Source organism: Rhizobium sp. PAMB 3182 (assembly GCF_052908355.1).
In genome coordinates, this window is record NZ_CM128607.1 from 2,985,035 (window position 1) to 3,002,976 (window position 17,942).

Genomic DNA, 17,942 nt, shown 5'->3' on the forward strand with positions numbered 1-17,942 from the left:
CCATTAAAGGCTGGCGATGATCTCGGCAGCCGTCCGCCTGGCCTCGGCGTCGGCGGCAAACACGTCCTCGATCGATGCGGCCGGCGAAATCGATGAGAGGCGCTCCATTGCGGCCTCGGCGATGTCCGCCATCTGCAGGAAGCGGATCCGGCCATCGACGAAGGCCTCGAATGCCGTTTCTTCGGCCGCGTTCATGACACAGCCCTGCAGTCCGCCGCGCTGCATAGCGAGACGTGCCAGACGCAGGGCGGGGAAGCGCTCCTCGTCCGGAGCCTCGAAATCCAGGCGGCCGATCTTGGCGAAGTTCAGCCGGTCCACGTTGAGCGGCGAGCGGGCCGGATAGGTCAGCGCATAGCCGATGGCGGTGCGCATATCCGGAACGCCGAGCTGGGCGAGCACGGAGCCGTCGGTATATCCGACCATCGAGTGGACGATCGACTGCGGGTGGACGACGACCTCGATCTGCTCCGGCGTGGCGGCGAAGAGATGCTGCGCCTCGATCATTTCCAGCGCCTTGTTGAACATCGAGGCGCTGCCGATGGAAATCTTCAGGCCCATCGACCAGTTGGGGTGGGCGCGGGCGGTTTCCACCGTGACATTGGCCATCTCGTCGCGTGACCATGTGCGGAAGGGTCCGCCGGACGCCGTCAGGATGATCCGCTCCAGGGCATGGCGCTGATGCTCCTCCAGCGTCTGGAAGATCGCGCTGTGCTCGCTGTCGACCGGGATCAGTTTGCCGCCGCCGCGCCTGACAGCCTCGACGAAGAGCGGACCGGCGGAGACGAGGCATTCCTTGTTGGCGAGCGCAATATCCGCCCCGCGCTCGGCGGCGGTGAGCGTCGGGGCAAGCCCCGCGGTGCCGACGATCGCGGCCATCACCCAGTCCGCTTCCATCGCGGCTGCCTCGGCCAGGCCGCTGGCGCCGGCTGCGACGGTGACGCCGGTGCCGGCCAGCGCGTCCTTCAGCTCCTGATAGCGCGTCTCGTCGGCCGTGACCGCCAGCCTTGCGCCGGTGTTTCTTGCCTGCTCGGCCAGCAGGGCGATGTTGCCGTTGCCCGTCAACGCCATCACGTCGAAACGCTCGCGCCCGCCAAGCTGGCCGATGACATCAAGCGTGCTGACGCCGATGGAGCCGGTGGAGCCGAGGATCGTGACGGATTTTCGTGTCATTGCGCGCCGTTCTTTTTCCGTTTGCGCTGCTCTACAATTCCTGAGTAGCGCCAGCAAGAGGCGAACCGAAATCAGCTTGTCGCATCCGGCATTCGCGCCGATCGGCCGAGCATCGTCGAACGCAGGAGCGGAAGCATGTCGTCGAGGCTCGCGCAGGCCGTGGCACCGATCCTGTTGATGTCGTCGGCGACCTCCACCGGAAGCCCGGAATTCGAATCCGCTGGAATTTCATTCAACCGGCCGCCAACCATGACCGGGATAGAAAGCCCGCGCGCCTTCACGGCGTCGAGGACACTTTTGGTGTAGCGCAGAGCCAGGCCGTTGTAGGTACTGATCGCAATCAGGTCCGCGCCTTGCGAGATGGCCCTTTCGACGAGCATTTCCGGATCGACCGCGACGCCGCCGTCGGCAATCTGCACACCGAGGCCGGCAAGCGCCTTTTCCACCAGATATTTCCCGTGCTCATGGACATCCGAGGTCCCCACGCAGACCTTCAGCCTCTCGAAGCCTTCGTTGCCGACCTGGTTCGCGGCGACCCAGTGTCCGGCTTTGTCGTCCAGCTCACGCGCCCATTCCGCCAGAACCAATGCTGATCTTCGGTCACGTCCCAAGCGCTGTGCGCCAGGGCCGAACAGGGCTTCGATCCGCCTCGGGCCGAGACGGCGGATTGCCAGCATCAGCGCTGCCGGGTCCGTCGTATCGATCCCCAGGTTTTCAAGCCCGGTCAGCAGGTTCTCGGCAAACTGACGCGCGCCGGCGACGAGCCTGTCGGAAAGCGCTTCCACCGTCTGCCAGTCGACAACAGCCTCGTGAAAATGTGCGTGCTCTTTCAGGCGGCCTGCAAATTCCTGTGCGGCGATGATTTCGTCGGTATCCGGAATGCGCCGGTTCTCGGTGACCGGGACCGGGTTGATCGCATGACCGCTTGGCCATCGGCGCAACGACAGGATGTCCGCCATGAGATAGTTGGACAGGCTGGCAAAATTGGCCGCGTCGCTCGACTGGTAGCTGACCGTATTGCCGAAGATCATGGTGCCGACGCTGTCGCTCAGACGGGTCAGGCCGCAATGGAATGCCATGCGTGACAGGGGATCGGAGAAATGGTGGCCATAGCAATGGGAGAGCCGGCTTCCGATCAGTGTTTCGACGATGTGCTTTTCCACGATCACCATGCCGAGGCTGCAGCACATGTCGAGAAACAGGCCGGCGAAACCGTCGTCGAGATTGGAATGCACGATAATTTCGGCGTCCTGAGCCGCGATCAATCCGAGCGCCGTCACGGTTGCTTCGGTCGTCGCCACGTCGTCGTCCCAGTATGGCAGGCGGAATGTGAAGTACTGTCCGAGATTGCCGAGGGCGGTTGCGCCGGCGGCGATGGCGGCCTTGACATTGTCCAGCGCACCGGGGAGTCCGAGCATGAAGTCGCCGAAATGGCAGGCGGCACCGGTCGCATCCGTGATGCGGGCGAAGTCATCCGGTCCGCTGAGGACGATGCCGGTGCCGCGGCCGGCATTCGCTCGTCGGTCGACGGGATAGCCCATCGACCAGTCCAGTGTGATGCCAAAGCGGTCGACCGTGACACCGCCCGCCGCGCAGGCATCCCGAACTTCCCCCATGGCCGCAAGTGTGCGCTCGATGCTGCGAAAGCCGATGTGGGCGTGCTGGGTGATGACGCCGTTGCTGATGGCGTGACGCTTGTAAGCCGCCTCGGAGGGAAAGCCGGTCTCCTGCATGAACCGGCTTTGTCCCAGCCGCCAGACAGAGGCGAGCTTACGGCCTTCCTCCATGAGGTCGGCGCCGGATCGCATGGTCCTGGCGCTGAGCTCATCGCGGGTGGGGGCAGGAGAACCTGCGATCATAGCACCACGGCTCCGTCCTGATCGACTTTCAGGACGGTCAGCCTGCCGGTCTTGTAGGCGCCGGTGTCGATGCCGATTCGGCCCTCGGCGAATGTCGGCTCCGGTGCCGGCGTATGGCCGTGAACCACCGTCAGTCCCGGCAATTGCGGTCCAAGCGTCAGGAACGGTTCCCTGATCCAGAAGAGGTCCTCGTCGGCCTGCTCGGCGAGCGGCTTGCCGGGAACGATGCCGGCATGGGTGAAAAGGTAGGGTGCCGACGAGACGCAGATCGGCAGGGATCGCATGAAGTCGAGATGGCTCTGCGGCAGGACGTCATTGAGGACGGTGCGCAAGGCGTGACCGGTGCCGTCCATGTCCAGATATTTGTAGGGATCGACGCCGTAGGAGGCGACGGTCTCCGTCCCGCCCCATTGGAGCCAGGCGCCATTACCCTCGATGCCGGCGAGAAACGCCAGCATGATGGCTTCGTGGTTGCCGGTAAGGCAGATGCGGTCAAAACCTTCCGGCGGCGTGTTCATGAGGTGCTCGATAACGCCGTATGAGTGCGGACCACGGTCGATATAGTCGCCAAGCATGATGATCAGCTTCCGGCCGTGAGTCTTGCTGCTCTTGCGCATGCGCTCCTCGGCGCCGAGAAGCAGGTCGAGATGGCCGTGCACATCTCCAACGGCAAAGATTTCGTCGTATTCGTCGCGGCCGACGATCAGGCGGTGCCTACCCATGGAATGTCCTGGCTTATGCGCTGGTTGTTTACGCGGAGGCGGGTGATACGGGATCGCGCTTGAAGCCCTCGCTGGCGATCATCAACTGCCTTGTATAGTCGGCCTGAAACTCACGGCTTTCAAGAGCTGAGGCATCCAGCATCTCGACAACTTCGCCGCCGCGCATGACGGCCAGCCGTCCGCACATGTGATTGATGACGGCGAGGTCGTGGCTGACCATGACGAAGGTGAGATTGCGATCGGCGCGCGCCTGTTCGAGCAGGTTGAGGATTTCCGCCTGGATGGAGGCATCCAGCGCGGACGTCGGCTCATCAAGCAGCAATATCTTCGGTTCGACGATCAGCGCACGGGCAATGGCGATGCGCTGGCGCTGGCCGCCGGAGAGCTGGTGCGAATAGCGGAAGCGGAAGCCGGAGCCGAGCCCGACTTCGTCGAGCGCGCGGCGGATGCGCGTTTCGGCGTCGCCAAAGCCGTGGACGACGAGCGGTTCAAGCAGCAGCCGGTCGACCGTCTGGCGCGGATGCAGCGAGCCGTAAGGGTCCTGAAAGACCATCTGCACCGTGCGGTAGAATTCCTTGTCGCGGCGCTTCGGGCCGTATCGACGTCCGTTGACGGTGAGGGTGCCGCGGTCGAAATGGGTGAGCCCGGAGACGGCGCGAAGCAGCGTCGATTTCCCGGAGCCGGATTCGCCGACAATGCCGAAGGATTCGCCCTCGCGGACCGACAGGTTGACATTGTCGAGCGCGCGATGGCCGGAGAAACTGACGGTCATGTCGCTGATGGTGATGGCGTCTGTCATTGGCTCCACTCCACCTGACGCTGGAGGACGGGCAGGGGATGGCGGTCGTTGCCGATCTGCGGCAGGCAGTTCAGGAGACCCTGCGTGTATGGGTGCTTTGCCTCTCCGAGCGCGGAGGACGACAGCTCCTCGACCACCTTGCCGGCATACATGACAAGGACGCGGTCGCAAAAGGTGGTGACCAGACGCAGATCGTGCGAGATGAAGATCAGCCCCATGCCGCGTTCGGCGACCAGCTTGTCGAGGATGGCGAGCACGTCGAGCTGGACGGTGACATCGAGCGCCGAAGTGGGTTCGTCGGCAATCAGCAATTCCGGGCCGGTAACTAGCATCATGGCGATCATGATGCGCTGGCCCATGCCGCCCGAGACCTCGTGCGGATGCAGCTTGAAGACGCGCTCGGGATCGCGGATCTGCACGGCTTCCAGCATGTCGAGTGAGCGTCGTCGCGCCTCGGCCTTGCTGATTTTCTCGTGCGCCAACAAGGTCTCGATGATCTGCTTGCCGATCGGCATGACCGGGTTCAGCGAGTATTTCGGATCCTGCAGGATCATCGAAATGCGCTTTCCCCTGAGGCTTCGGCGCAAGGCGGGCGGCGCTTCGAGAAGGTCGATGCCGTCGAAATTCAGCCGGTTGGCGGTGATCTTCGCATGCGGCGGCGTCAGGCCCATGATGGCGCGGCCGGTCTGCGACTTGCCGGAACCCGATTCGCCGACGATGCCGAGCCGTTCCCGTCCGAGCGTGAAAGATACGCCGCGCACGGCATTCACTTCGCCGGTGCGGGTGGGGAAGGTGACGCGCAGGTCGTCGACTTCGAGGAGATTGCTCATTGGCCGGCCTCCTTGGGATCAAGCGCATCGCGCAGGCCGTCGCCGAGAAGGTTGAAGCCGAGGCTGACGATGAGGATGGCGACGCCTGGGGCGGCTGCGACCCACCACTGGTCGAGAATGAAACGGCGGCCGTCGGCGATCATCGCGCCCCATTCCGGCAGTGGCGGCTGGGCGCCGAGGCCGAGAAAGCCAAGGCCGGCGGCCGTCAGGATGATGCCGGCCATGTCGAGCGTGACACGCACGATCAGTGAAGACATGCAGAGCGGCATGACATGGCGGATAACGATGCGGGTGGGCGACGCACCCATCAGCTTGACCGCCGAGATGAAGTCCGAGTTGCGGAAGGTCAGGGTTTCGGCCCGGGCGATGCGGGCATAGGGCGGCCAGGAGGTGACCGCGATGGCCAGGATGGCGTTCTCGATGCCGGGGCCGAGGGCTGCAACCAGCGCCAGCGCCAGCACCAGCTTGGGAAAGGCGAGGAAGATGTCGGTGATGCGCATCAGCACGGCATCGATCCAGCCGCCGGCATAGCCCGCCATGGTGCCGATGATGAGGCCGATGGGGGCGGCGATGATGGCCGCCAGCGACACGACGAGCAGCGTCAGTCGCGAGCCGTAGATGAGGCGCGAGAGAATATCCCGGCCCTGGCCGTCGGTGCCTAGCCAATGTTCGGCGTTCGGCGCCAGCAGCCGGGCGTTCTTCAGGTCGCCGACGACCGGCGAATAGGGTGCCAGAAGATCCGCGAAGGCGGCGACGAACAGGAGGCCGATCAGGATCCACATGCCGACGACGGCGAGCCTGTTGGCGGAAAACTGCCGCCAGATGACGTAGGAGCGGCCGAGCCTTGCCTGCAGGCGCGTCTGTGGCCTGTCGGAGAGCAGCCAATCCCGTCGGCTGAGTTTTGGTGTCGAGGCGGTGACGGTCATCGGCTTCTCGTCCTCGGATCAAGCGTGCGGTAGAGAATGTCGGTGAAGAGATTGATGGCGATGAACACCGAGCCGACGACGATGGTGCCGCCGAGCACGGCGTTCATGTCGGCATTCTGCAGCGAACTGGTGATGTATTGCCCGAGGCCCGGCCAGGAGAAGATCGTTTCCGTCAGCACGGAGCCTTCCAGCAGGCCGGCATAGGAGAGCGCGATCACGGTGACGAGCGGCACGGCGGCGTTGCGCAACGCATGGAACCAGATGATGCGGCTTTCCGAGATGCCCTTGGCGCGAGCGGCGACGATATATTCCTGGCTCAGTTCATTGAGCATGAAGGAACGCGTCATGCGGCTGATATAGGCGAGCGAGAAATAGCCGAGCAGGCCCGCCGGCAGGATGATGTGACGCATCACGTCGGCGAGAACCTCCCAGTTTCGCTGAAGGATGGCGTCGATGATGTAGAAGCCGGTCTGCGGCGTGAAGGTATATTCATAGACGATGTCGATGCGGCCGGGATAGGAGACCCAGCGAAGCTTGGCGTAGAACAGCACCAGCGCAATCAGGCCCAGCCAGAAGACCGGCACGGAATAGCCAATGAGGCCGACGACGCGTACGATCTGGTCGGCAAGGCTGCCGCGCTTGACGGCGGCAAGCACGCCGAGCGGAATGCCGGTAATGGTCCCGATGATGGTCCCGAGCGTTGCCAGTTCGATCGTCGCCGGGAAGACGCGCTTGATGTCTTCCATCACCGGATGGGTGGTGAGCACGGATGTGCCGAAATCGCCTGTCAGGGCCTTCTGCACGTAGATCATGAACTGTTGATAGAGCGGCAGGTCGAGGCCGAGTTCTGCGCGCACACGGGCGATTGCAGAGGCCGGCGCGCGGTCGCCGAGGATCGCCAGAACCGGATCCACCGGGATGACGCGGCCGATGAAGAAGGTGACCGCCAGCAGGCCGAGATAGGTGGTGACGAGGGTCACCAGAAAGCGGATGACGGGCATGATGTAGCTGGAAGCGCGGGCGGTCGCCCGCCGCGCTTCACTGGTTTGATCGATGGAGGTCAATGGCATTGTCCCTTTCGCAGGGATTACTGCTTGGTGACCGTATCGAGATAGTTGGTGTCGAAGGTCGGGCCGAGCTTGTAGCCGCCGAGGTTCGACCGGTAAGCCGCGACTTCCGTTTCCTGCCACATGATCACGAACGGACCTTCCTCAAGCACCTTCTTCTGCAGGTCCTTGTACATGTCCGCACGCTTCGCGGTGTCCTTCTCCACAAGCGCTTCCTGGGCTTCCTTCGTCAGGTCAGGGCGGTCCCAGGCGTTGCGCCAGGACAGTGTCTTGGTCTTGGACTCGTCGGAGTTGTCGAGGTTCGACGTGAAGGTGTCGGCGTTGGAGTTCGGATCCCAATAATCGGTTCCCCACTGCCCGATATAGATGTCGTGGTTGCGGGCGCGGTATTTGGTCAGCGTCTGCTTTCCGTCGCCGGGAATGATCTCCAGCTTGACGCCGCCTTCGGCAAAGGTCTGCTGCAGCGCTTCGCCAACAGAGCTGACCGGCGGGTTGTTGCGTACGTCCATCGTCACGGAGAAGCCGTCCGGATAGCCGGCCTTGGCGATCAGTTCCTTGGCCTTTGCGGGGTCGAACTTGTAGGGGTTTTCGTCCAGTGCGCCGAACATGCCGCTCGGCAGGAAGGTCTGGTGCGTGGTGCCGATATACTTGATCAGCGTCGATTCCAGCGCTTCATAGTCGACGAGGTATTTCATCGCCTCGCGCACTTCGGGCTTGGCGAGGATCTCGTTCTTCTGGTTGAGGCTGAAGTAGTAGACCGTGCCCTTCGGCGCCGAGACCGTCTTGATGTCCGGGTTCGAGGCGATCGCGTCGAGATCCTGCGGCTGCAGCTTGCGGGCGACATCAATGTCGCCGTTCTCGAGCGCCAGGCGCTCGCCGGCGCTTTCCGGCATATGGCGGTAGATCACGTGCGCCATCGCCGGCTTTTCGCCGAAGTAATTTTCGTTGCGGTCGAGCACGATCACTTCGTTGGCGCGCCAGTCGCGGATGGTGAAGGGGCCGGAGCCGGCATAATGGGTCTTCATCCATTCATTGCCGTAATCATTGTCGAACTTGTATTCGTCGGACGGCGTGACGCTGGCGACATGTTCCATCACGACCTTCTTGTCGACGACGGAAGCGACAGTCGCGGTCAGGCAGTTCAGCACGAAGCTCGGCGCATAGGCCTTGTCGGTGGTGAAGGTGAAGGTCGTTTCGTCGACGGCCTTGGCCATCTCCGTCACGTTATCGCCGGTCAGGCCGAACTGCTGCAGGATAAAGGCGGGGTTCTTGTTGAGCTTGACGGCGCGTTCGAAGGACCAGGCGACGTCTTCGGCGGTAATCGGGTTGCCGGAGGCGAATTTCAGGCCGGGCTTCAGCTTGAAGGTGAAGGTCTTGCCGTCGTCGGAGACGGTCCAGCTCTCGGCGATCGAGGGTTTGACTTCCGAGGTATTTTCCGTGTTGAGGCTGATCAGCGTGTTGTAGCTGTTGCCGTTGATTTCGCCCATCGTGATTTCAAAGGCTTCGGCGGGGTCGAGCGTGATGACGTCGTCGATCGCCCAGCCGATCACGAGCGTGTCTTTAGGTGTCTCGGCGAAGGCCTGCGGCGTGGAGGCGACGAGAAGGCCTAAGGCCGCGCCGGCGGAAAGCATGCGGAAGTGCTTGTTGAACGTGGACATGATCGTCATTGCGATTTCCCCTTTTTTGATTTTTGAATTCTTGCCGTGTGCCGGTTGTCAGGCTTCCTTCCAGGCGGATTTCAGCACCCTCAACCAGTTGTCCCTGCAGATTTTTGCCAATTCTTCCCCGTTAAGGCCCAACTTTTCAAGAGCCAAAATCAGAACCTGATTTCCCGCTGCGTCGTGAATGGCATCGGGCACCAGCGCACCGTCGAAGTCCGATCCGAGTGCCACGCAGCCGATGCCCATGCGCTCCAGCATGTGCTCTATATGGCGCGCCATGTCCGAGATCGGCGTGTCGCCGTCGGCGGCGGCATCGGGGCGAAGCATGGCGACGGCGTAATTGAGCCCGACCAGGCCGCCGCTCTCCTTGACGGCGTCCATCTGCCTGTCCGTCAGGTTTCGGGCGACCGGCGTGATGGCATGCACGTTGGAGTGGCTAACGATCAGCGGCTGGTCGGTGGTTTTCGCCACGTCCCAGAAACCAGCTTCGGTGATGTGGGCAAGGTCGATGGCAATGCCCAGCCGGTTGCAGGTCTTGATGAGATCGAAACCGGCCTCGGTCAGGCCCGGTCCGCAATCAGGGTCGGCAGGAAAGGAGAACGGTACGCCGTGGCCGAAGACGTTGTTGCGGCTCCATACCGGACCGAGCGAGCGAAGGCCCGCCGCATAAAAGGTCTCAAGGGCGGCGAGATCCGGGCCGATCGCCTCGCAGCCTTCCATGTGCAGGACGGCGGCGAAGACGCTGGCGTCCATGGCCTGGCGGATGTCTCCGGTGGAACGGCAGAGCTTCCAGCCGCCGGCGCGGTCAAGCTGGAAGGCGATTGCAGCAAACTCCAAAGCGATGTCGAGCGACGGGCTGTGCTCCAGAGGCGCGGCAAGCGGCGTGGCGTAATGGCCGTTGGCATCCGGGGCGAACTGCATCGGTCCTTCCGACGGAATGTAGATCGCGCAGAGCCCGCCTGCGAGCCCGCCCTTGCGGGCACGGGGCGCATCGATGTGTCCCTTGTCCGTGCCGTCAATGAACTCCGCTATCGGGTCGCCGCCATCCTTTCGCGTCTTCCAAAGCCGCAAAAGTACGTCGTTGTGACCGTCGAATACCAGTTCCATGTCATGACTTTCACAGTGGAAGGGGTGCGGAAGAGGCCGGGCCGGCAGGGGAGCCGGACGGGATATTCGTGTACGAGCGGTCTCACTCTAGAGCGACCATCGCAAACTGCGCAAGCCAAAAAGGCGGATGGGGTGATGCGTGGAGGGAATGGTGCCGAGCGATGGGCGGATGCCTTCGCGTTCGCACTGAAAGACATGGGTTGTTCTGAAAATTGGTGATCCCGACGCGATTCGAACGCGTGACCTACAGATTAGGAATCTGTCGCTCTATCCTGCTGAGCTACGGGACCACTTGCGTTCATCCATACAAAAGCGAAGGCCACAAGCCAAGTCCGAAAACGGACTAATCGGACCTGGCAATAGGATGATTTTGACGTGCGTGCTTAGTCGGTCAGGCGCTGCTCGGTCAGGCGAACCCAGTAGGAGATTCCGAAGGGGATCGCCTCGTCGTTGAAGTCGTAGGCGGGGTTGTGCAGGTTCGGCGTCTGGCCGTTGCCGATCATGATGAAGGCGCCGGGGCGGGCGTTCAGCATGAAGGAGAAATCCTCGCCGGCCATGGAGGGCGCGTAGTTTCTCTCGACGTTTGCCTCGCCCGCCACTTCGCTTGCGACATTCGCGGCGTGGTCGGTTTCGGCGTCGTGGTTGACGGTCACCGGGTAATTGCGCTGGTAGTCGACCTCGGCGCTGCCGCCATGGGCGGCGGCGATGCCTTCGGCGATCGCCTTGATCTTGGCTTCGGCCAGTGACCGGTTTTCCTCCGACAGTGTGCGGACCGTTCCGTTCAGGATAGCTTCGTTCGGAATGACGTTGAAGGCAAAGCCGGCGTTGAAGCGGGTGACCGAAACGACGATCGAGCTCAGCGGATCGGTGTTGCGCGATGCGATCTGCTGCAGGCCGGAGACGACCTGCGCGCCGATGGTGATCGGGTCGATCGCCTTGTGCGGCTCGGCGGCGTGGCCGCCGAGGCCCTTCACGGTGATGGTGAACTGGTCGGTCGCCGCCATGATCGGCCCCTTGCAGATGGCGAACTGGCCGACGGGCAGGCCCGGCATGTTGTGCATGCCGTAGACTTCCTCGATGCCGAAGCGCTCCATCATGCCGTCCCGGACCATCAGGTCGCCGCCGCCGCCGCCTTCTTCCGCCGGCTGGAAGATGACGGCGACATTGCCGTTGAAGTTGCGTGTCTCGGCGAGGTATTTCGCCGCACCGAGCAGCATGGCCGTGTGTCCGTCGTGGCCGCAGGCGTGCATCTTGCCCTGAACCTTCGAGGACCAGGGCTTACCGGAGACTTCGTCGAGCGGCAGCGCGTCCATGTCGGCGCGCAGGCCGATCGTGCGTCCCGAGGTGCCTCTGCCGCGGATGAGGCCGACGACACCGGTCCTGCCAATGCCCTGAACCACTTCGTCGACGCCGAAGGCGGTCAGCTTTTCGGCGACGAAGGCTGCGGTATCGTCGACGTCGAACATCAGCTCCGGCTGCGTGTGGAGGTGGCGGCGCCACTCGGTGACGTCGCGTTGAAGATCGGCAACCCTGTTGAGTATCGGCATTGTCTGGACTCCGGCAAATTCATGAGTAAACGTTTTTGTTATCAGGCGGCGGGCGCCCCGGCAATTGACCTTTGGGGCCGTCTTTGCCATTCATATGGGCCTCGTGCCAGGCCGTTTGAACCGCCTCGCAATGGAAAAAATCGCGCTATCAAGCTAAATATTCCGGGAGGAACCGTGTCCTCAGACAATCGTATGCAATCGGCAATCCGGTATTTCATCGGCAGCGTCTTCGCCGCCGTCATGGCTCTGTCGGCAGGAACCGCATGGGCCAATCCGTCGATCCTCGTCGACGCCTATACCGGTCGCGTGATCGAGCATGAGGACGCGTTCCAGAAATGGTATCCGGCATCGCTGACGAAGCTGATGACGGCCTATGTCACCTTCGACGCGCTGAAGGCCGGCGAGCTCACCCTCAACAGCGAGGTGGTGATGAGCCAGCATTCGGCCTCGCAGCCACCGAGCAAGATGTATTTCAAGCCTGGCCAGAGGTTGACGCTCGACAGCGCGCTAAAGATCATGCTGGTGAAATCGGCCAACGACATTGCCGTGGCGGTGGCCGAGACCGTCGGTGGCAGCGAGCCGGCATTCGTCGATCGGATGAACGCCGAAGCGGCTCGGCTTGGCATGACGTCGACCCGCTTCATCAATGCCAACGGCCTGCCGGGCGTTGGCCAGTACACGACGGCGCGCGATCTTGCCCTGCTGGCGCTCGCCCTGAAACGGAACTTTCCGCAGTATGCCGGCTATTTCAAGATCGAGGGCATCAACACCGGCAAACGCACCTACGGCAATTTCAATGCCCTGATCGGTCGCTACAAGGGCGCCGACGGCATGAAGACGGGCTACATCTGCGCGTCGGGCTACAATCAGGTGTCTTCGGCGACCCGTGACGGCCGCTCGGTAATTTCGGTCGTGCTCGGCACGGACAGTCTCGCGGCCCGGGCCGAACGCTCGGCCGACATGCTGACGGCCGGCCTGAGTGCGCCGTCTGGCGCCGGAGTGCCGCTGATGTCGCTGGCGCCGGATCAGGCCGCTGCCAATCCGGTTGCCGATATTTCCCAAAAGATGTGCGATCCGAAAGCGCGGCGCAATGCATCGGAGACCAGTGACGGCGACAGCGACAGCAAGTCGGTTTCGCCCTATATGAAGCCGCTGGATCACCAGCCGACCTACGTCTTTGCCGGGCTGCTGCCCGGCGGGGATCCGGCACCGAAGATTGCAAACGTCCCGGTGCCGATCCCGCGCCCGGCCCTCTAGATATCACGGAAAAGACCATGCCCCTGACCATACCGGTCTCCATCGTCACCGGCTTTCTCGGTGCCGGCAAATCGACCTTGCTCAACCGGATTCTGCAGGATCCGGCGATGAAGGACACGGCGGTCATCATCAACGAGTTCGGCGAGGTCGGCATCGATCACATGCTGGTCGAGGCGTCGGACGATTCCGTCATCGAGCTCGCCAATGGCTGCCTGTGCTGCACGATCCGCGGCGAACTGGTCGACACGCTGGCCATGCTGGTCGAGCAGGTTCAGACCGGCCGCATCGCCGCGTTGAAGCGAGTGGTGATCGAGACGACGGGGCTTGCCGATCCGGCGCCGGTGATGCAGGCCGTCATCGGCAATCCGGTGATCGCCCAGAATTTCGTGCTCGACGGGGTGGTCACGCTCGTCGATGCGGTCAACGGCCTCGCGACGCTGGAGCGGCATTCCGAGGCGCTGCGGCAGGCGGCGGTGGCCGACCAGCTGGTGCTGTCCAAGGTGACGCTTGCAAGCGCTGAGCAGATCTCCGCCCTCAAGGCGCGTCTGCGCTCCATCAATCCGCGGGCGCCCATGATCGACGGTGACAGCGAGGATGCCGGCAGGGCGGCCCTTCTCGCGAACGGGCTCTACGATCCGGAGACGAAGATTCCGGACGTCGTGCAGTGGCTGCAAGCGGAGACGGATCATGACCACGATCATGAGCATAACCATAACCACGACGATGATCATGGCCATCACCATGACCACCACGGACACCACCATCATCATCATGACGTGACGCGTCATGGCGATACGATCCGCTCTTTCTCTATCGTGCATGAGGAGGCCATCGACCCGATGGCGCTGGAAATGTTCGTGGACCTCCTGCGTTCGGCTCATGGGCCAAAGCTTCTGCGGATGAAGGCTGTCGTCCTGCTGAAGGACAATCCGGACCGTCCGCTGGTGCTGCACGGCGTGCAGGAGATTTTCCACACGCCGGTGCGGATGAAGGCATGGCCGGAGGGCGCCGAACGCAAGACCCGCATGGTATTGATTACCGACGGGCTGGAGGAAGCCTTCGTGCGCGAACTGTTTGACGCCTTCACCGGCCGGCCGCAGATTGACCGGGCCGATCGACAGGGGCTGGAAAACAATCCGCTGGCTGTGCCGGGCATGAAGTTCTGACGAGGATCAGCCCTTCCTGATACGAAAGCGATGGCCGCCATTCGCCTTTTCCGAGCCGATCAGCTCGTGGCCGTCCTCATGACAGAAATGCGGAATGTCGATGACGGCAAGCGGATCGGTGGTTTCGATCGTCAGTTCGTCGCCGGACGCCATCTCGGTTAAGCGACGACGCGTTTTCAAGACGGGCAGGGGGCATTTCAGCCCCCTGAGATCGTAGACGGTTTCGGGCCTGTCGCCGCTCACTTCGTAAACCAGCGTTTCCACAATGGCTTCTTGCCGTCCGCATCTGCAACATCCGATGGAGCGGTTGCGGCCGGCTGCGCTTCAGGTGCGGCCGCCTGTGCTTGCGGCGGGGGAAGCTGGGGAACGGGGACGGTCGAGGTTGCCTTCAGGGCGGCACTCGCCTCCTCGGCCTGTTCCTGTGCCTCCTGCTTGGCTTCCAGGTCCTCGACCTTCATCAGCTTGCCAGCCTTCAAGGCCGAGCCGGTGGGCGCATAGGCGAGATCGCGGCCCTTGCGTTGTTCCGCCACCAGAGCCTTGCGCTCGGCTTCGGTCGGATCGTACCAGACGAGGCCGTCATACTTGCGCATGGCCTTGGCGTAGGCCACGTCATAGGTCTTGTTGTAGTCGGCCAGGGCCGCGGAAAGCGCCGGCGGCGTGCTCATCGGCGGGCAGGCGCCCGTCGAGCTGAACGAGGATCCTTCGGCCGGCTGCTGGTTGAAGACGTATTTCTTCTCGCAGACATTGACCTCCGGCGGGCGCTTGGTCACTTCGAACTGGTCGTAGCCGACCTTCAGCATGTTCCAGAAGCCGATATACGGGCTCATCCGGTGACGCGCCATGTTGTCCGGCGTCATGCGGAAGGGAAAGGCCTGAAGCTGGATCGTCGTCTGCCCGCCGGCAAAGGCGTCGCGTGCGAAACCGAAGATTTCGAGGATCTGCGCATCCGTCATCGAGTAGCAGCCCGACGACGAGCAGGCGCCGTGAATCATCAAATTGGTGCCGGTGCGGGCGTTCGCGCGGTCATAGGTGTTCGGGAAACCCGTGTTGATCGCCAGGAAGTACTTCGAATAGGGGTTCAGATTGGCGCGCGTCAGCGGATAGAAGCCTTCCGGCGCCTGGCGGTCCCCTTCCTTCACCTTGGGGCCGAGACGGCCGGACCAGGCGCAGATCGAATATTCCGCGATCTTGTCGAATCGATTGTTGGTCTTCGCCTTCCAGATCTCCAGCACGCCTTCTTCCTTGAAGATGCGGATCATGATCGGCGAATTCTTCGGCATATCCTTCGCCGCCATGCGGTTGAGGATTTCCTTCGGCAGTGGATGGTCGACCTTGTCCTTGACGTTGGAGACGTCAAGGACATCCGTGGAATTGGTGCAGCCGGCAAGAAGGGCTGCCATCAGCATTACGGCAATGAATTGCCTGTTGGCCATAATCGGTCGCTCACAGAATGTGTTTCGGCAGATCTCTGTTGCTGCCGGTTTTGTCCCCCGGATATTATCCGGGGTATGCTTCACAAAACCTTACCAATATCGCTGCCTGACGGCACGATTGACGGTAAGATTGTGTCGATATCATGAATTATGGCGGCAATTATTGCCATAATTCATGTACGCATGACAGCTTAGAGATTGCGGCCGATAGCCAGGTATTTCTGGCGCCGGTCGGCGCGCACCTGCTCGGGCGAAAGGGCCGAAAGCTCCTTCAGCGCGTTGGCGATCGTATCGCCGGCGGATTTGATGACCGTCTCGGAATGACGATGGGCGCCACCGATCGGCTCGGGAATGATGCCGTCGATGATGCCGAGCGACTTCAGGTCATCCGCCGTGATCTTCATGTTGGTCGCAGCTTCCCGGGCGCGGGTCGAATCGCGCCACAGGATCGAAGCAGCGCCTTCCGGCGAGATGACCGAGTAGATCGCGTGCTGGAGCATGTAGACGCGGTTGCCGGTGGCGATAGCGATCGCACCGCCCGAGCCGCCTTCGCCGAGAACGACGGAAACGATCGGAACCTTGACGTTCAGGCACATTTCCGTCGAACGGGCGATGGCTTCCGCCTGGCCGCGTTCTTCGGCGCCGACACCCGGGTAGGCGCCGGCCGTGTCGATCATGGTGATCAGCGGCAGGCCGAAGCGGTCGGCCAGTTCCATGATGCGGATCGCCTTGCGGTAGCCTTCCGGACGGGGGCTGCCGAAATTGTGCTTCAGGCGCGATTTTGTATCGCTGCCCTTCTCCTGGCCGAGAATGGCGACCGGCTGGCCGCGGAAGCGTCCAAGGCCGGCCTGGATGGCGGCGTCTTCCGCAAACTTGCGGTCACCGGCGAGCGGCGTGAAGTCTTCGAAGAGCGCTGCGGCGTAGTCGACGAAATGCGGACGCTGCGGGTGGCGGGCGACCTGCGTCTTCTGCCAGGCGGTGAGATTGGTGTAGATCTCGGACATCGCCTCCTGCACGCGGACTTCGAGGCGACCGATCTCGTCGCTCGTGTCGATGCTTTCGTCTTCTTCTGCCAGCTTCTTCAGTTCGAAAATCTTGCCTTCCAGATCGGAAATCGGCTTTTCGAAATCGAGATAATTGTGCATCAGTCGGGTCCGGTTTCTCAATGTCCGTGCCGTTCGGCCGGTATGGGCCGAGCTTTCTGACGGTCCTAATCTAGATTTTTCACCCGTTTGGCAAGGGGGTGATGTGTTTCCACAAGGTCGCGCAGCCTTTCCTCCAGCACGTGAGTGTATATCTGCGTGGTGGAAATGTCCGAATGTCCGAGCAATTCCTGCACGACGCGCAAGTCCGCGCCGTTCTGCAGAAGATGGCTGGCGAAGGCATGGCGAAGGACGTGGGGCGAGAGGGCCGACGGCGGAAGGCCGGCCCGGATGGCAAGGTCCTTCAGGTCGCGGGCGAAAACCTGGCGCGGCAGATAGCCGGCCTTTCCCGATGATGGAAACAGCCATTCGGAATCGTCCTCGCGTCCGGAGAGCTCAGCCTCCCGTCGGCGGGCGGCGGCGTAGGCGCGCAGGGTCCTGATCGCTGCCTGCGAGAGCGGAACGACGCGTTCCTTGTTGCCCTTGCCGCGGATCATCAGGAACCGGCCTTCATGATCCAGAACCTTGGCCGGCAGCGAGACGAGTTCGGTCACGCGCATGCCGGTGGCGTAGAGCAATTCCAGGAGGGCAAGCAGTCGCAGTCGCTGCAACTGGCCGGGGCCTTCGGCTTCGGCCTCTTCTGTCGCCTGGTCGATCAGGCGAGTCACCTCGTCGACGCTGAGGATTTTCGGCAGGGAGCGGTTCTTCTTCGGCGCGTCGAGAATGCCGGTGGGGTCGTCGTCGCGCAGTCCTTCGGCATAGAGAAACTTGTAGAACTGGCGCAGGCAGGACAGGTGGCGCGCCTGGGTGCTCGGCTGGAAGCCGGCGGCCGAGAGTGATGCCAGATAGGCCGACAGGTCTTCCGTCGTCGCCTCGACGATGCGTGCGCCGCGACCGGTGAGGAAGGCATGCAGGCTGTCGAGGTCGCGTTGATACGAAGATAGCGTGTTGACCGCCGCGCCGCGTTCGGCGCTCATCATTTCCAGGAAGGATTCCATATGGGCGCGGCCGAGATCCCTCATGGCTTGACCTTCTGGCTTTGCGGCTTCAGGAGGTCTGGCGGGACGTCGACGGAAATCTGCCTCGGGGCCGGCTCGACCAGGACGGTCAGGGCGAACATCGCGGCGTAGATCGACCCCACGATAACCGCAATGATGAAGATCAGCCGGGTGAGGGTAGGCATTCAGACGTCCTCTAGGTTCATCACCTTATGGATAAGCCGGCAGCCGATCGCAAGGCAGGTGTGGTCCAGTCCC

Annotated in this window: 17 protein-coding genes and 1 tRNA gene; 2 read left to right on the forward strand and 16 right to left on the reverse strand. The window is 62.5% G+C overall.

All coding sequences use genetic code 11. The features are described from left to right. Positions 1 to 3: 3 nt before the first annotated feature. The 11 genes from dxr to ACU5AZ_RS14490 form a co-directional block, all read right to left on the reverse strand. On the reverse strand, positions 4 to 1,170 hold the full coding sequence (gene dxr, locus ACU5AZ_RS14440; RefSeq protein ID WP_446823043.1) for a 1-deoxy-D-xylulose-5-phosphate reductoisomerase: 1,167 nt from the start codon (positions 1,168 to 1,170) through the stop codon (positions 4 to 6). A 71-nt stretch (positions 1,171 to 1,241) separates the two neighbouring features. Then, positions 1,242 to 3,029, reverse strand: a complete 1,788-nt coding sequence (locus tag ACU5AZ_RS14445; RefSeq protein ID WP_446823044.1) for a cobalamin-dependent protein — start codon at positions 3,027 to 3,029, stop codon at positions 1,242 to 1,244. After that, positions 3,026 to 3,751 (reverse strand): metallophosphoesterase, encoded by a 726-nt coding sequence (locus ACU5AZ_RS14450; protein WP_446823045.1) that lies wholly within the window; start codon positions 3,749 to 3,751, stop codon positions 3,026 to 3,028. The genes ACU5AZ_RS14445 and ACU5AZ_RS14450 overlap by 4 nt, the downstream gene beginning before the upstream one ends. Before the next feature lie 28 nt (positions 3,752 to 3,779). Next, entirely contained in the window at positions 3,780 to 4,550 is a 771-nt protein-coding gene (locus tag ACU5AZ_RS14455; RefSeq protein WP_446823046.1) for an ABC transporter ATP-binding protein, read from the reverse strand. Next, a complete protein-coding gene (locus ACU5AZ_RS14460) occupies positions 4,547 to 5,380 on the reverse strand; it encodes an ABC transporter ATP-binding protein (protein ID WP_446823047.1) in 834 nt (277 codons plus the stop codon). Before ACU5AZ_RS14460 ends, ACU5AZ_RS14455 begins: the two co-directional genes overlap by 4 nt. Then, positions 5,377 to 6,306 (reverse strand): nickel transporter permease, encoded by a 930-nt coding sequence (gene nikC, locus ACU5AZ_RS14465; protein WP_446823048.1) that lies wholly within the window; start codon positions 6,304 to 6,306, stop codon positions 5,377 to 5,379. The genes ACU5AZ_RS14460 and nikC overlap by 4 nt, the downstream gene beginning before the upstream one ends. Continuing rightward, the gene (locus ACU5AZ_RS14470) at positions 6,303 to 7,307 is read right to left on the reverse strand and encodes an ABC transporter permease (protein ID WP_446826014.1); all 1,005 of its coding nucleotides are present in this window, start codon (positions 7,305 to 7,307) and stop codon (positions 6,303 to 6,305) included. The genes nikC and ACU5AZ_RS14470 overlap by 4 nt, the downstream gene beginning before the upstream one ends. 86 nt (positions 7,308 to 7,393) lie before the next feature. After that, a complete protein-coding gene (locus ACU5AZ_RS14475; protein WP_446823049.1) occupies positions 7,394 to 9,040 on the reverse strand; it encodes an ABC transporter substrate-binding protein in 1,647 nt (548 codons plus the stop codon). A 48-nt stretch (positions 9,041 to 9,088) separates the two neighbouring features. Beyond that, positions 9,089 to 10,141, reverse strand: coding sequence for a dipeptidase (locus ACU5AZ_RS14480; protein ID WP_446823050.1), 1,053 nt, complete (start codon positions 10,139 to 10,141; stop codon positions 9,089 to 9,091). A gap of 213 nt (positions 10,142 to 10,354) precedes the next feature. Further along, positions 10,355 to 10,431, reverse strand: a tRNA-Arg gene (locus ACU5AZ_RS14485). 93 nt (positions 10,432 to 10,524) lie between these two features. Beyond that, positions 10,525 to 11,688: a M20 aminoacylase family protein gene (locus ACU5AZ_RS14490; RefSeq protein WP_446823051.1), complete on the reverse strand. Its 1,164-nt coding sequence runs from the start codon at positions 11,686 to 11,688 to the stop codon at positions 10,525 to 10,527. A 192-nt stretch (positions 11,689 to 11,880) separates the two neighbouring features. Here ACU5AZ_RS14490 and ACU5AZ_RS14495 point away from each other — a divergent pair, with 192 nt between their 5' ends. Continuing rightward, positions 11,881 to 12,945, forward strand: a complete 1,065-nt coding sequence (locus ACU5AZ_RS14495; protein ID WP_446826015.1) for a D-alanyl-D-alanine carboxypeptidase family protein — start codon at positions 11,881 to 11,883, stop codon at positions 12,943 to 12,945. Between the two features lie 17 nt (positions 12,946 to 12,962). After that, positions 12,963 to 14,111 carry a CobW family GTP-binding protein gene (locus tag ACU5AZ_RS14500; protein WP_446823052.1) on the forward strand — a complete coding sequence of 383 codons (1,149 nt, stop codon included), beginning with the start codon at positions 12,963 to 12,965 and terminating at the stop codon, positions 14,109 to 14,111. 6 nt (positions 14,112 to 14,117) lie between these two features. Here the strand turns inward: ACU5AZ_RS14500 and ACU5AZ_RS14505 are convergent, their stop codons facing one another. The 5 genes from ACU5AZ_RS14505 to ACU5AZ_RS14525 all read right to left on the reverse strand — a co-directional run bounded on the left by ACU5AZ_RS14505 (position 14,118) and on the right by ACU5AZ_RS14525 (position 17,869). Continuing rightward, positions 14,118 to 14,375 (reverse strand): sulfurtransferase TusA family protein, encoded by a 258-nt coding sequence (locus tag ACU5AZ_RS14505; protein WP_446823053.1) that lies wholly within the window; start codon positions 14,373 to 14,375, stop codon positions 14,118 to 14,120. Next, positions 14,351 to 15,544, reverse strand: a complete 1,194-nt coding sequence (locus ACU5AZ_RS14510; RefSeq protein ID WP_446823054.1) for a L,D-transpeptidase family protein — start codon at positions 15,542 to 15,544, stop codon at positions 14,351 to 14,353. Before ACU5AZ_RS14510 ends, ACU5AZ_RS14505 begins: the two co-directional genes overlap by 25 nt. Before the next feature lie 191 nt (positions 15,545 to 15,735). Then, the gene (locus ACU5AZ_RS14515; protein WP_446823055.1) at positions 15,736 to 16,689 is read right to left on the reverse strand and encodes an acetyl-CoA carboxylase carboxyltransferase subunit alpha; all 954 of its coding nucleotides are present in this window, start codon (positions 16,687 to 16,689) and stop codon (positions 15,736 to 15,738) included. Positions 16,690 to 16,754: 65 nt separating this feature from the next. Next, positions 16,755 to 17,708 carry a site-specific tyrosine recombinase XerD gene (gene xerD / locus ACU5AZ_RS14520; RefSeq protein ID WP_446823056.1) on the reverse strand — a complete coding sequence of 318 codons (954 nt, stop codon included), beginning with the start codon at positions 17,706 to 17,708 and terminating at the stop codon, positions 16,755 to 16,757. Next, positions 17,705 to 17,869: a histidine kinase gene (locus ACU5AZ_RS14525; protein ID WP_446823057.1), complete on the reverse strand. Its 165-nt coding sequence runs from the start codon at positions 17,867 to 17,869 to the stop codon at positions 17,705 to 17,707. Before ACU5AZ_RS14525 ends, xerD begins: the two co-directional genes overlap by 4 nt. Between the last annotated feature and the right edge of the window lie 73 nt (positions 17,870 to 17,942).